This window comes from Paenibacillus sp. FSL R5-0914, from assembly GCF_038004525.1.
GTDB lineage: Bacteria > Bacillota > Bacilli > Paenibacillales > Paenibacillaceae > Paenibacillus_AQ.
In genome coordinates, this window is record NZ_JBBORH010000002.1 from 445640 (window position 1) to 460256 (window position 14617).

The 14617-nt window shown below is 41.5% G+C and carries 13 protein-coding genes; 11 read left to right on the top strand and 2 right to left on the bottom strand.

Annotated features, from left to right (window positions below; all coding sequences use genetic code 11):
* Positions 1-214: 214 nt before the first annotated feature.
* Both MKX60_RS18090 and MKX60_RS18095 read left to right on the top strand, forming a co-directional pair.
* Entirely contained in the window at positions 215-1402 is a 1188-nt protein-coding gene (locus tag MKX60_RS18090; protein ID WP_341060594.1) for a stalk domain-containing protein, read from the top strand.
* 190 nt (positions 1403-1592) lie between these two features.
* Complete coding sequence (locus MKX60_RS18095; RefSeq protein WP_076121390.1) at positions 1593-1781, top strand: hypothetical protein; 189 nt, start codon at positions 1593-1595, stop codon at positions 1779-1781.
* Between the two features lie 117 nt (positions 1782-1898).
* Here the strand turns inward: MKX60_RS18095 and MKX60_RS18100 are convergent, their stop codons facing one another.
* Positions 1899-3188: an adenylosuccinate synthase gene (locus MKX60_RS18100; protein ID WP_341060595.1), complete on the bottom strand. Its 1290-nt coding sequence runs from the start codon at positions 3186-3188 to the stop codon at positions 1899-1901.
* A 113-nt stretch (positions 3189-3301) separates the two neighbouring features.
* Here MKX60_RS18100 and MKX60_RS18105 point away from each other — a divergent pair, with 113 nt between their 5' ends.
* From MKX60_RS18105 to MKX60_RS18135, 7 genes are all read left to right on the top strand, one after another.
* Positions 3302-4180 (top strand): LysR family transcriptional regulator, encoded by an 879-nt coding sequence (locus MKX60_RS18105; RefSeq protein ID WP_341060596.1) that lies wholly within the window; start codon positions 3302-3304, stop codon positions 4178-4180.
* 45 nt (positions 4181-4225) lie between these two features.
* Entirely contained in the window at positions 4226-5461 is a 1236-nt protein-coding gene (locus tag MKX60_RS18110; protein ID WP_340969085.1) for a molybdopterin-dependent oxidoreductase, read from the top strand.
* 224 nt (positions 5462-5685) lie between these two features.
* Positions 5686-6432 carry a hypothetical protein gene (locus tag MKX60_RS18115; RefSeq protein WP_341060597.1) on the top strand — a complete coding sequence of 249 codons (747 nt, stop codon included), beginning with the start codon at positions 5686-5688 and terminating at the stop codon, positions 6430-6432.
* Between the two features lie 13 nt (positions 6433-6445).
* The gene (locus MKX60_RS18120) at positions 6446-8134 is read left to right on the top strand and encodes a vWA domain-containing protein (RefSeq protein WP_076282826.1); all 1689 of its coding nucleotides are present in this window, start codon (positions 6446-6448) and stop codon (positions 8132-8134) included.
* A gap of 24 nt (positions 8135-8158) precedes the next feature.
* Entirely contained in the window at positions 8159-9298 is a 1140-nt protein-coding gene (locus MKX60_RS18125; protein ID WP_076282825.1) for a toxic anion resistance protein, read from the top strand.
* Positions 9299-9371: 73 nt separating this feature from the next.
* The gene (locus tag MKX60_RS18130; RefSeq protein WP_341060598.1) at positions 9372-10343 is read left to right on the top strand and encodes an alpha/beta fold hydrolase; all 972 of its coding nucleotides are present in this window, start codon (positions 9372-9374) and stop codon (positions 10341-10343) included.
* A gap of 140 nt (positions 10344-10483) precedes the next feature.
* Positions 10484-11206 carry a sensor domain-containing protein gene (locus MKX60_RS18135; protein ID WP_076299394.1) on the top strand — a complete coding sequence of 241 codons (723 nt, stop codon included), beginning with the start codon at positions 10484-10486 and terminating at the stop codon, positions 11204-11206.
* Positions 11207-11292: 86 nt separating this feature from the next.
* Here MKX60_RS18135 and MKX60_RS18140 read toward each other — a convergent pair whose 3' ends face one another.
* Positions 11293-12081: a tyrosine-protein phosphatase gene (locus MKX60_RS18140; protein ID WP_076282822.1), complete on the bottom strand. Its 789-nt coding sequence runs from the start codon at positions 12079-12081 to the stop codon at positions 11293-11295.
* A gap of 214 nt (positions 12082-12295) precedes the next feature.
* Here MKX60_RS18140 and MKX60_RS18145 point away from each other — a divergent pair, with 214 nt between their 5' ends.
* Both MKX60_RS18145 and MKX60_RS18150 read left to right on the top strand, forming a co-directional pair.
* Positions 12296-13117 carry a DUF2785 domain-containing protein gene (locus tag MKX60_RS18145; protein WP_076299393.1) on the top strand — a complete coding sequence of 274 codons (822 nt, stop codon included), beginning with the start codon at positions 12296-12298 and terminating at the stop codon, positions 13115-13117.
* A 47-nt stretch (positions 13118-13164) separates the two neighbouring features.
* A complete protein-coding gene (locus MKX60_RS18150; protein WP_076299392.1) occupies positions 13165-14556 on the top strand; it encodes an alpha/beta hydrolase in 1392 nt (463 codons plus the stop codon).
* Positions 14557-14617 lie beyond the last annotated feature (61 nt).

The following is a 14617-nucleotide window of genomic DNA, read 5'->3' on the forward strand; positions in this document are numbered from 1 at the left end:
TAATTGTTCTTCAGTTGCTACCGCCTAATACGATTACAAAGACTCTGTTATACGTACTCTGTAACTTCTTGTAGATCCATGTAATTTCCTTTATTTTTCATAATATTTACACATTATAAAAATATAAGCTTAACAACCTTCCATTTTTATCTACAAAAATAGTGGAATTGTGATAAAGTAATATTGGTTTATTTACTAGAGGGGGATTTTGGAAATGAAAATGATTAAATGGGGCATCACTGCAGCGCTGGCAGTATCTATGTTTGGTCCAATTCATACAGCGAAGGCAGCAGATACAAGTGTACAAGCAGAGACTACGACTCAAAACAACGATGATCTAATCTTTAAGATGGACTATACGGAGATGACCGTTGGTGACAAGGTTCCAGTGCAGATTTTTGCAAAAGGTCCAGATGGCTCATCCGAACGTGTTCCACTGTCTCAAGCAGATATGGTTATTGAGAAGCCTTACTTATTGCAAAAGCTGCCTGATGGTTCAATAAAAGCATTAGCCGTTGGCGAAACAAATGTAACCGTACGTTCAGGAGCTAATTCCAAAACGTTAAAGTTATCTATCAGTGCTGATAAGGACATCGAAACAGGTGTATTAATCAATGGCACGATGTATTTGCCTGTACAAACTACCTTTAAGAGTTTAGGTGCAACTATTCAGACGAATACAGCCACTAAGACTTTTAGTATTCGTGTAGGGGATTTGCCTATTCAGCTTCAACTGGGCAGCGATATTGCTATGGTGAATGGGAATAAGGTGAAAATGAGTGGTAAAGTGCAAACCGTGGATGGAGGAGCAGTATTCCCTGCTACCCTCTTAAAAACAGCATTGGGAGCAGTATTGGACTTTGGTGCTCATTATGAGTCTTTGAACATCAATTTCGGTAAAGCTGAGTTATTTGCGTACACAAAAAATACGTTAAAAATAGCCAAAAGAGAATCTCAAGGTGACCTCGCCAAGCTAATCGGAAAGACTTATTGGTTCAACCAGTATGATTCCGACTATAAATTCCAAAAAGCAACGATTGTTGATATTCTTGTGAACGACGATAATGAGTTTTCGATTTCTTTTCAATTGGCATCAGGTAAAATTGTGAATTCTTATGATATGGAATACAATCAGGTCACTCGCGATCTGGCAAACAAAGAGTATTTCTTTACGTCTGATCCTACCAAAATCTATAAATGGTCTAATGCGATTTGGGCCAAAATCAAGGCGGGTACAATTTCGACAGGGATGACGAAGCAGCAAGTAGAATTAAGCTGGGGCACTCCAATTGATAAATCAAGTCTATCCGGCAGTGGAATTACAGTTGAGACTTGGCAATATAGAAATTATAATTACGTAACCTTTACAAATGGTGTTGTCTCTATGATTTACACAAATTAATGTAAGGGAACTATAACTTCATTTTAAATCAAAGGACGCCTTCAGGTTCATCACCGGGCGTCCTTTTCATATATTCGAACGCCTCATCATTGATTTAGTCATAGAGCCTGTCTCTGAAGCATATCTTTTGAAAGAAGCACTTTCAGAATGAAATGTTGACTATTTATTGACCGAAATGAGGGGTTTATTCATGGCAAAGTCAAAACGTGGACATGCACTGTGGAGTTTACCATCCAGGGGTCGGGGTACTTGTCCGGTCTGTCAGAGCACACGGATCAAACTGCTTTATCCAAAAAGAAAAACGGACGGATCAGTCGTTAAGGTTTGTAAGCGTTGTGACAAGGCGCCTCAGACGAAAGTGGATGCAGTGTTGGTGTAAAAGAGTAACGCAAGGATGCCTAGTTGCAGCTATATGCATTTTGCATGTAGGTACAACTAGGCATCCTTATTTTGAAATATAAGAAAGTATAAATTTCACACTATGCTTGATATGAAATTATTTCAGCGTACGATGAATGACCTGATCACGTCTAGGTCCCACAGAAACAGTAGAAATACGTATTCCAATAGACGTTTCAATAAAGTCTACGTAACTTTTAGCTTGCTCTGGCAGCTCGTCGAAGTTTGTGATATGGGAAATATCGCAGTTCCAGCCAGATAAATACGTTATTATCGGTTTTGCTGTGTTTAACTTATTTGTTGCTGGAAACTTGTCGGTGATTTCCCCATTTTCAAGTTCATAGGCAACGCAAACCGGAATCTCATTTAAATAACCAAGAACATCCAGATTGGTCAGCACAACCTCCGTTGCACCTTGCATCAGGCAACCATAGCGTGTAGCTACTGCATCAAACCAACCCATACGTCTAGGACGACCCGTTGTTGCTCCAAATTCCCCAGCATCGCCACCTCGTGTGCGAAGTTCATCCGCTACAGGGCCTTCTAATTCAGATACAAAAGGTCCGGCACCAACACAGCTTGAATATGCCTTCGTTACAGCGATAACATTCGTGATGGCAGCCGCAGGTAGACCCGCGCCGACAGGTGCGTATCCGGCAAGTGTCGATGAAGAGGTAGAGTAAGGATATATACCGTGATCAGGATCGCGCAGAGCGCCTAATTGCCCTTCAAGTAGAATCGTTTCTCCCTTTGCATAAGCTTCTTGTAGTATTTCTGTTGTATTGGCAACATATGGTGCCAATTGCGCAGCTTCCTTTTGTAACTGAGTCATTAATTCCGAGACTTGGAAAGGGGCTTTCTTATATAAATGCTCCAGCAATACATTTTTTGAAGCAAGTAATTGTTCGAGACGTTTCTCAAGTCGGGCGGGATCAAACAAATCTGCAACTTGTATCCCGAGCTTCGCATATTTATCCGCGTAGAATGGCGCTATTCCTCGTTTGGTTGAACCGAACCCTTGTGACCCAAGTCGTTCCTCTTCCAGCTCATCAAACAAACGATGGATCGAAAGTACGATTTGAGCACGCTCAGACACGTACAACTTCGGCTGTGGAACCCCTCTATCTGCTAATGCTTGTAATTCCTTTACTAATACTTCTGTATCAAGAGCTGTTCCTGGTCCAATAATGTTTGTAACTGAAGGGTAAAATACACCAGAAGGCAGCATATGAAGCGAAAATTTTCCATACTGGTTAATGATAGTATGCCCAGCATTACTTCCACCTTGAAAACGAACTACATAGGATGATTGAGCGGCTAGTACATCTGTCATTTTTCCTTTGCCTTCATCTCCCCAGTTAGCTCCTACAATTGCGATTACGGTCAAGTGATTACCTCCCAAGCTTGTGATTGGCTACAGCTCTAAGTATAATGCTAGATATAACATTAGAAAAATTGATATATGTAATATCTATTATAAGGTGAGGTAATGACTTGGGAATGGACATCAACTTGGAATGGTATCGCTCTTTTTATTGGGTAGCACAAACAGGCAGCTTAACTGCGGCAGCAGAACGGCTGAATATCACACAACCCGCGGTGAGTCACACGATTAAGCAATTGGAAGAAAAGATGGGCGGCCCCTTATTTTTCCGTACCTCTAGAGGGGTGGATCTAACAACAGAAGGAAAAGTACTGCTGCGATTCATTGAGCAAGCCTTTCAGAATGTCGAGATGGGTGAGCGAGCGATTGCTGAAATGAACAATTTAAATAGTGGGGAGATTCATATCGGTGCAAGTGATACCCTCTGCAAATATTACTTGTTATCTTATCTCGAGCAATATCATGAACAATATCCTAACGTACGTATTCATATTACGAATCGAACAACACCGGAAACGCTCACGCTTTTAAAAGAAGGCAAAATTGATTTCGGCATCGTAAGCTTACCGGCATCTGACAAGCAGATTGAATTTCGTAAGAGTACACGGCTCCAAGATTGTCTTGTAGGAGGCAAGGGCTTCCGTCATTTAGCGGATAATACGATGCCGCTTTCAAACATCAAGCAGTACCCATTGTTGTTTCTGGAGCCAGGAGGCAGCACTAGAAAATATATAGATGGGTTTCTTGCCTCCAATCATGTGACGATAACACCAGAGTTTGAACTAGGCAGTGTAGATCTTCTTGTTCAGTTCGCTTTGCGTGGCTTTGGTCTAGCTTTTGTTATTCGTGATTATGTAAGGGAAGAATTAAAAAGTGGGGAGCTTGTAGAAATCCCTTTAGATCCGCCATTTCCAGAGCGTAACATCGGGATAGCGACTCTTCGAGGGGTTCCACTCTCTGCTGCATCAAAGTCCTTTCTAACCTTATTGGACTAAATTTAATCGGATGCGGGATCATTCATATGAGGAGGAGGCTAAGCTATGAGTGATTTGCTTGGTCGGCTACGTAAGGGATACGGGAAAAAGCTGCGTGCACTTCACACCTGGAACGGCTGGATCGTCGTGATATTGGCCTTGACTGGGCTTGTGCTAGTAGGCGGTTTCTGGCGAGGTTTCCTCGGTGAAGGCAGGGTATGGATTAAAGGCTTGCATATTGTGGTAGGAATTGCATCTATCCTTCCAGTGATCTATTATCTTCTGCTGGCCAGTAAACATTGGAAACAGCTAAAGGAAAAACCTTGGCAGCGGTTCAATGTACTTGTTGTGCTGTTCCTGTTGCTTGGGTGGTTCGTTTCTGGTGTATTGTTATGGCAGTTTCGTACGGTAGGACCGCAAGTATCTAATCTTGCATTGGTCGTTCATGATGTCCTGACTTGGATTGGACTGCCTTACATTATCTATCACTCATTGACTCGTGTGAAGTGGTTGAAGGAGCCGAATCGTCGGACCATCAAGAGCGAGGGGAGTGCTATTACAACATCTCAGAATACTCCGCAGCCAGTCTATACACGTAGAGCTTTCATTCGAGGGACGATCGGTGTAGGGCTTGCCCTTACGATCGGACCCTCATTTGTAAAATGGTTAGGCAGCTCGATTGGAAACATCGGTGGCAGCGAAACGATCGATAAATTAATCGAGAATGACCGCAATCAGCTGTTGCCAGCACCGCAGCCACTGGCGGCATCGTCACCGCCTCTTGGAGGTGGGTCGCAGGGTCAATTCCGTGTTTATACTGTAACCCCTATTCCTGAGTTCACGAACGATAATTGGTCCTTTAAGTTGGATGGTCTTGTTGATCAGAGCTTTACATGGAATTGGGAGCAATTCGTTCAATTGCAACGGACGGTTCAAGTGAGTGATTTTCACTGCGTGACAGGTTGGTCCGTCTATAAGAATACCTGGGAGGGCATCAAGCTGAAGGATCTACTACAACTGGCTGGTGTGAAGTCCACTGCAAAGACAGTGAAGTTCTACTCAGGGGATGGAGTATATACAGATACCCTTACGCTGGAGCAGGCGGATATGGACGATGTTATGGTCGCAGTGATGCATGATGGGAAACCGATTCCGAGCGATCTCGGTGGACCGGTTCGGCTAATTGTCCCCAAAATGTTCGCTTACAAGTCAGTGAAGTGGCTGAACCGGATTGAACTGATCGAGGGAGAGCATACAGGATACTGGGAGCAACGAGGCTATTCGAATGACGCTTGGGTATAAATGAGTTTACTTAACCTTAATGGGCTTGGGCCTGTTAAGGTTTTTTTGTGATTAGGGATGTAATCACAGAAATATTTCCATATACATAGAAGTGAATCAATGAGGGGCAGAGATCATCTGCGGAAAATTAGTTTTTTTGTAAATAAAAGGAGTATGGTGAGTTAGTTTCTGATAAAATAAAGCAAATGATGGAAAAAGTTACCGGATCGGTTAGGGAGGTGTTTATGTTGAACGGTGCGAGATCCGTAAAGCTATTAGGACTTATAGTTGGCGTGGTGTTACTGAATATTATCGTTTTGTCACCAGGGTTATTAGGGGTCGAAATTGGGGGAGTAAGCGTTCTAGAGACTTCCTTTGGCGTGACATTAGTAGTGATCAGTCTTCTTGTTGTCCTTTATGGAAGTTATAATTTGCTGTTTAAAGCTTCGGTGGTTCCACCTGTAAAAGAGATAAAGACGCATGAGGATTATATAGCAGCGCTCACGCAATACAAAAATGTAAAGATGCTGAAGAAGGACATTACACTGGCTTTGGATCAGGTCATTCGGATGGAAAAGAAGAAAAACACGTTAATGGTTGTCCTGGGTCAGAGATTTGAGCAATCGGAGCTAAGCTACAAGAAGTTTGGTGCGGTCAGTTATGAAGTAGAGAAGCTTTTCTATCTGAATATCCGAGGGATACTTAATAAGTTAAGTGTTTTTGACACTTCGGAATTCTCCCTTTTTGCCAGTCAGCAGAGACCTGCGCAGTTCTCGGATAAATTGGTGCAGAAAAAAACAGCGCTATACAATGAATACTTGGCTTATGTATCAGGTTATCTCGGTGCAAACGAAGAGATTTTGCTGAAGTTAGATCAATTACTTCTCGAAATATCGCTTTTAGACAGTACGAATTATAAAGATGTTGAAGATATGCCTTGTATGAAGGAGATCGATGAATTGATCAAACAGACGAAATTCTATAAGCAATGAAAGGAAGATGCGAATGGCTAGGAAAGGGAGAACATTTTTAGTCCTTGGGATTATAACAGTTGTAGTTTTTGCTCTTGTGTACTTTGGGATCACCTTAACATCTAATTTAGGTAAAACCACTACTGAGGTTTCGTCAGAAGATGCAGGAAAGCGGCTGGAAAAACTTTATAAAAAAATTAACGTAAATATCGCGGAGCAAGTTAAAGGACAAATCGACCTTGATCCTGTAGCGATTGGTGATTCCTTACCGGATATTTCTAAATTCCCTATATCAGTAACCAATACAACGGATAGCTTTGTCGAAATCTTTTCATCCACAGAGAAATCAGGAACGGGTAATGATGGATGGCTTAATGAAGTGGCGACAGACTTTAATAGTTCCAATATAGAAGTGAACGGATTACCTGTTTCAGTAAAAATTCGCAATATTGCTTCAGGAACAGCGACGGATTACATAAGGTCTGGTAAATATATACCAGATGCGTTTACACCATCCAATGAGTTATGGGGTGAGATGGTAAAAGCGAACGGAATGAATACGCAGCTTATAACCAATCGTCTTATTGGTAATGTAGCTGGTATTGTCACGAATAAAACGAAATATGATGAGTTAGTAGAAAAGTATGGTTCTTTAAACGTTAAGACGATTACTGATGCGATAGCGAATAATGAATTATCTATGGGTTACACAGATCCTTTTGCCAGCTCAACAGGTTTGAATTTTCTTGTGACTGCACTTGGGACGTTTGACAGCTCTGATTTGCTTGGAGAGCAAGCGGTTCAGGGCTTTGAGAAATTCCAAGCGAATGTACCTTTTATCGCATCGACTACTTTACAAATGCGTGATGCGGCTAAAACGGGGAAGCTGGATGCTTTTGTATTAGAGTACCAAATATACGCAAATGCCCCCGAACTAAAGGGTAGTTATGTATTTACTCCTTTTGGTGTAAGGCATGACAGCCCTCTTTACGCATTAGGTGATCTTCCACAAGAGAAGCTGGACATTATTAAGAAATTCGCGGAGTTTGTTGAACAGGATAAGTATCAGCGTTTGGGTGAGGAAAAAGGTTTTAATGGACTGAATGACTATCATTCGGAGGTTAATCCAGTGGATGGCAGTCTTTTATCCTCGGCTCAAAAGCTGTGGAAGGAGAAGAAAAACGGCAATAAACCCATTGCGGCAGTATTTGTAGCTGATGTCTCAGGTAGCATGAACGGTGAGCCTTTAAATCGTTTAAAGCAATCATTATTAACAGGACAGAAATACTTAGGCAAAGATAATAGTATTGGTTTTGTTTCCTACTCCGATAACGTTACGATAAATCTTCCAATTGGCAAATATGACACGAATCAGCAGTCGATGTTTGTTGGGGCAATAGATAGTCTTCAGGCGAATGGGGGGACAGCGACTTTTGATGGAATTGTGGTGGCACTCAAAATGCTTCAAGACGAAATGAAGATAAACCCGGAAATCAAACCTTTAATCTTTGTATTAAGTGATGGAGAGACGAATGAAGGACATTCACTGAATGATATCAGGGGCTTAATTGAAACCTACAAAATTCCGATTTACACCATTGGCTACAACGCAAATATTAAAGCACTGGAGAGCATTTCAAGTATTAATGAAGCGGCTAACATCAACGCGGATACAGATGACGTAGTCTATAAAATCGGAAACCTGCTCAATGTCCAAATGTAAGTTACAACTTTTAGGAGGGGTTCTATGTCTTTTACGATGGAAGTGGTAAGTCCGGAAAAATTGAAATCAGCGATTGAAGAACAGGTTAAACCTGAGCCACAGGAAGTAACACAACTGAAGGAAATGGCGATAACCAATGTCTCGACGATTTTGGAGCTGGATTTAGAATCTTTGGATAAGCGAAAAGAAGTGCTGCAATCCATAGACAGCTTCGGGATGAGCACCATGAGATCGTCTTCAGACAAGAACTCTCTTTTGCAAGTTTCTGTAGGGAATTTATCAAAAACGGGGGATGAAGGCGGGCAAGTAGCTAAAGGATTAACGGAACTAAACCTCCAGTTGAAAGATTTAGACCCAAGCGCAGTGGATTTTGCCAAAAGTGGTCTTCTAGGGAAGTTCTTTAACCCATTGCGGAGTTATTTTGCGAAGTATCAAAAAGCAGATGCTGTAATCTCAGATATTATCATTTCTTTAGATAAAGGCAAAACCGTATTGAAAAATGATAACACTACATTAGAGTTTGAGCAGCAATCGCTTAGAGAGCTCACTAAAAAACTGCAGAAAGAAATTCAGCTAGGAATGCTGATGGATCAGGAGATTGAGGCTCAGCTAGATGCAGCCAAGCTACGTAATGAGTCTGAAGAAAGAGTAAAGTTCATAACGGAGGAGGTGTTGTTTCCTCTGCGGCAGCGTGTGATGGATCTGCAACAGATGCTGGTAGTAAATCAGCAGGGAATTATGGCGATTGAAGTGGTTATACGAAATAATAAAGAGCTAATTAGAGGGGTGGACAGAGCTAGAAATGTTACGGTTTCTGCCCTGAAAATCTCCGTTACGGTGGCCAGTGCACTCTATAATCAACGAATTGTTTTGAAAAAGATTGAACTCCTAAATCAAACAACCAACACGCTAATAAGCGGCACCTCAAAAATGTTGAAAGATCAGGGGGCGGCGATCCATAAGCAATCCCTAGAATCTAGCATTTCAGTAGATACATTAAAACAGGCATTTACAGATGTGCTATCCGCTTTAGATTCGATCAGTACGTATAAGCAGGAAGCTCTTCCTAAAATGCGTGAAACCATTAACCAGTTTAGAGAGCTGGCAGATAGCGGAGAACAGCAGATCGTGCGGCTCGAGAAGGGGAATAAGCTGGGCTTGTAGAATAGTTTGAACAATGGAGTGCGTAGAACTTACGTACTTTTTTTGTGGAATAGCTGAAGGGGAGGTGAAGAACATGTGGAGGCGGTTTCGTAAAATGGTGTTAGGTATTCTCCTCTTACTGGTGGTGCTAATAGGAATTGGAGCCTTGTATCAATGGTATGGTTCAACACAAGACAGAAAAGCTTATAGACCCGTTGGAAAACTGTATGAGGTAGAGGGCAACAAGATGCACCTTTATACGGAAGGCGAAGGCAATATTACAGTAGTCTTCGCTTCTGGATGGGGATCGGTAAATCCGTATGCTGATTTTTATCCTTTGTATGAAGGACTAAAGCAGCACGTAAAAATTGCAGTGTATGATCGCTTCGGTTACGGCTTCAGCGATGCGACGGACAGACCACGAGATATCGATACGATTACAGACGAAATTCATGAGCTCCTTAAAGTCTCCAAACAGAAGCCACCTTATTTATTTGTCGGTCACTCACTCGGCGCTCTAGAAACGATTCGGTACGCACAGCGCTTCCCGGAGGAAGTGAAGGGGATTGTGTTTATTGATGGTGGAAGTCCAGAATATTATAAAAAAAGCCCGGAGCTAACCGTTATTCCTTGGATATATAAGGGACTCCGAACGACAGGTATTCTGCGGATGTTATATCATTTCGATGGATTCGCGGCATGGGTATCTGACCAAAGTAATGGTGATAAGCTTTTGCCTGAGGGGCTAAAGGCACTAAATCGTAAAGGTACCTTACTCAAGATTGGAAACAGGAACATGGTGAATGAGTTAGAACTAAGTCGAGAGAATGCCGAAGTCGTCATGACTGGTGGGAAGCCACTCCATATCCCCATTACCGTTTTGACGGCTGACTATTTTGGCAAGCTGGATGAAGAACGATCATGGAAGGACAGTCAAGCGGAGTTTCCCGCTTGGTCCACCTCTGGCAAGCAAATCATCGTACAGGGCAGTTCTCACTATATTCATAGTTATCAGCCGAAAGTTGTTGTAGATGAGTTGCTTCGAATGGTAGAGAAGGGGGGATAAACTAGGGCTTGTGGCTATTTCCAGTCTAAACCCATCCTAGCCTTTAGTCTGGTAAGACTCCGGTCCTAAGACTGTTTTGAGCCTTCTCTTTCTCACGTATAATAAGATTAATTGATAACGTGAGAGGAAGGACATAAGAAATGAACGATAAGTTGTATACAATGCCGATCGGAGCGGTAGATTCCATGCAGATTCCCGTAGAATCGAAATCACAATCTAAACCCGGAAAACGTCGATCAAGTCCCAAGACCTATCGGAGTATATTGTATTTTATAATCTCTTTGCCGATTACGATTGTATATTTCGTGTTTATGGTGACAGGATTAGCATTATCGATTGCTTTAACACCAGTTTTCATCGGTATACCCTTGTTTTTCGCAGTAGCTAAAGGGTTAGATTACATTGTGAAATTTGAGCAAGACCTAGTAAGATCACTGCTGGATATCCCTAGACCGAGTGAAGAGCGTAGAACAGATATGAAGCAAGAGGGAGCAGGCTTCCTGCAACGAATGAAGTTAGGTTTTGATGGTGCAAAGTTTGCACGTAACATCATGCTGATTATGGGACGATTCGTATCCAGTATTATCTTCTTTTCACTAACGATAACTGTGGTAGCAGCTGCGTTAGGTCTGATTACACTACCCGTGCTTCATCAGATTTTCCTGCAAACGATGGATTTGAACATTTTGGAGAATAGTGTGTTTGCTTTATTTAATATCGACTGGACATTATCTCAGCAATACATTTCTTATGTTGTAGCGGGACTCGTCGTTGCCGTGATCGCAACTTGGGTGATTAAGTCGTTGATGGATGTACAGCGTAGAATGTTGTTTGTATCCTACGAGGAAGAACGTCAGTATTAAATGGAAAGAAGCGTAGCTCTTAAAGAGCTACGCTTCTTATACTTTTATCGCTATCTTAATGAATTAGTCCATAGCTCAATAAGTTGTTAAGCTTCTAAACAGTAGGCTTGTAGCTGCTTGCGCTTATCAGCAGTCATGCCGAATTCCTGTTCGAGGAAAATCTCTACACTTTTATAACGCGCGTCAATGGCAGAGAAAATGGCTTCCATGAATTCTCTGCGTAATATAAGCGCAGCCATAACAGTATCGACTTCCTTCGGTGACAGATGCTGTGAGGCTTGCTTTTTTATTTGCTCATTCAAAGGACCAAGTGTCTGATTGGAGAGCAAATAGTCTTCTATAATCGTCTCTCTTGGAACCCCAAGTGCTAGGAAGATGAATGCTGATCCTACGCCAGTGCGGTCTCTTCCGCCGGCACAATGATGCAGGATACTGAATTCATCTGGAAGCATAATGGTTGCCATAAGTCGCTTAAAGGAAGGGTTATTAAAGGCCATATCCAAATACATATTAACCAAGAAGTCTGTCGTAAAATGTTCAAGGAATCCAGAACGAACCACATCTCTCATGTCTCCAGGCACCTCTTGCTTTAGCGCAGGTACACAAATGTTATTAACTCCTGGAATGACTGGATCTGGTTTTAAACGAATTTCTTCTATTCCCCGATAATCAAATATGGTCTTAATTCCAAGTGATTTAAAGAGCTTTATATCTTGATCGGTCATTCCTGTTAATTCGGCTGATCGAAAAAACAAACCGTATTTGACTCTACGGCCATCTGCGGTGGTGTATCCGCCCATATCTCGGAAATTGAGGACCCCTTTAAAGGGGAGAACACGACGCTTAGAATCTGTTGTTTCTAGTTTCTGGTTCATTTTCGTACCACCTTTGGTTGGTTATTGAATAGGCTATTCTAGAATGTAGAAAGGGTGTCGCTTAACCATAAAAGTTTGCCCTTAATACTATATATAGTACCATGATAAATGCCGACAACCCGAAAGGATAGTGTGACATTTTCCAAACTAATATCTCTGTTAATTGTCGCGTTATTACGCTGTATACGGAAAAATTCTAGTAGGAGTGTGTAAAATGAATTTAAAAGAAAAGTTGATAGTAATAAAAGAAAATGGCTACCAAGCACCTCCCGATACATTCCAGTTGATACAAGAAATGATACATAACATCGGTTCTGTGGATGCCGAGCTGCGTGATGATCTGATTTATACAATCTTATCACACTGGATTCCTGGTAATTCTCTAACTGCAAATGAACTAGAACAACTTCTTCCAGTTATTTTGGATCATAACCATTTGCATTTTAAGCTTGGTGAAACAAATACAGATGCTGTCTTTACTCGATCTTTCTCAATGCTAGTCATACCACTCGTCTTAGAAAGACATAGAGAATCACCATTTCTCTCAAGAGAGCAAATTCATCTGATAAAAGAGAAAGTATTTTACAATGTACAAGAAGAGCGAGATTACCGCGGGTATGATGAAGAAAAGGGCTGGGCTCATGCCATAGCCCATGCAGCAGATGCTTTAGACGATTTAGCTCAATGTTCCGAACTGGATAACAATGACCTCATAACGATTCTCCATTTGGTTTATGAAAAGATGATCATAACAGATCGAATTTACTCCGATGGGGAAGATGAGAGAATGGTAAGACCCATAATTAGTGTTTTAAATAGAAAAATACTTAGTCAGACTTATGTAGAGCAATGGATTCAAGGTTTTGGTGATGTGGAGAGAAATTCAGAGTTTCTTCCTGCCTTTAGGCAAAAAAATAATATAAAGAACTTTCTGAAAAGTTTATACTTTCGAGTTAAATTTTATAAAGTAGATGCCGATCTCTGCCCAACTATCGAGCATACATTATATAAAGTGGAAAAAGTATACTATTCCTAGTTTGAAGTTCACTTTTGAAATTTGAACCATAGTTCAGGGGGGGTTCTATGCATTCAAGTGGTATATTTAAATGGAGCTTTTGGGGACTTGCTGTATTAATTTTGTTAGCGCTTTCGGGATGTTCTAATAACGGAAATGTAAATGAAAAAGTTGCTACATCACCATTTCCCAATCCAACGATAAGCAATACTTCTCAGGCATCGGATAGCCCAAACATTGGGGTTGTGGCAAAAGGTACTGTGCACATAGATAAACTAGGTGAGCGGAGAATATTTGTTTATTTGCCTGCAGGGTATGAAACCGACGATGAACGTTATTCAGTAGTGTACATGCATGACGGGCAGAATGTTTTCAATACAAATACCAGCTCTTTAGGCAAAGAATGGAGAGTGGAGGAGATCATTGATCAGCTCGTTGCTGATGGAACAATGGAGAAGGTTATTGTGATAGGAATCGCTTCAAGTGATGGTTCAGAACGTGGAAAGGAGTATGTCCCTTTTCCGGAGAAGTCTATTCCTACTGATGGAACGAGTGCAGAGGAATTTACCCAATATTTTATTAAAACGGTTATCCCCTATGTCGATGGTGCTTATCGGACCATTCCCGATCGGGATCACCGAATGATCATGGGATCGTCTTTCGGTGGTATTCAGGCGTTATGGATGGGATATCAACATCCGGAGACTTTTTCAGCGATAGCGGCTTTATCCCCTGCCACTTGGGTAAGTAATGGGCGTATATTGGATGAGTTGGCGAAAGAGTCCGGGAAGCCTGCATTGAAGATTTGGCTCGACATGGGTGTAACCGAAGGAATGCCAATTGATCCGCTTGTGAATGTATTAAAGTCGAAGGGATTTGTATCAGGTAAGGACCTATTCTTTCAGATGGACCCTTTGGGTACACATGAAGAGAAGTCATGGAATAGACGTGTACATAGTCCATTGATTATGTTCGCCGGGAAAGAGGCTGTACAAAAGATCAAGCTTGAAGTAAGTGACTATCTGACATTACTCGGACCGGAAGCTCTTAATGTGCGTCTTAATTTAATTGCCACTATGGATAATGGGATGGGTTATACAATCCTTGACGGAGTTGAATATCAAGTGTTGAATCCTGAAGTGGGGCAGGTAGATATAGCAGGTAAGGTGAGCTTTCTGAAACCGGAATCCTTGAAAGTAAATGTTTCATTTCAAGATGTTACTGAAGAACATTTGGTTAACTATGAGCATTATGTAAAGGTATTTAAAGTTTATGTGAAATCTCTTGATGTTGACGAGAACGGGGATGAGTTCTCCATTAACCTGAAGGCCTCTGCTCGAAAAATAAATTCATCTCCTGAGTATATCACAGCGCTAGTGAGCTCCGCTGAAAAAATTGGTATATATAAAATTAAGGAGACTCAGGAGGATGTAATTCGTATAACCTTTAATACGAAGTAGTCATAGAAATTCATATTCAAATGAGGGTAATCCCCTGGCTAATAATCAAGAAATTTCTCAC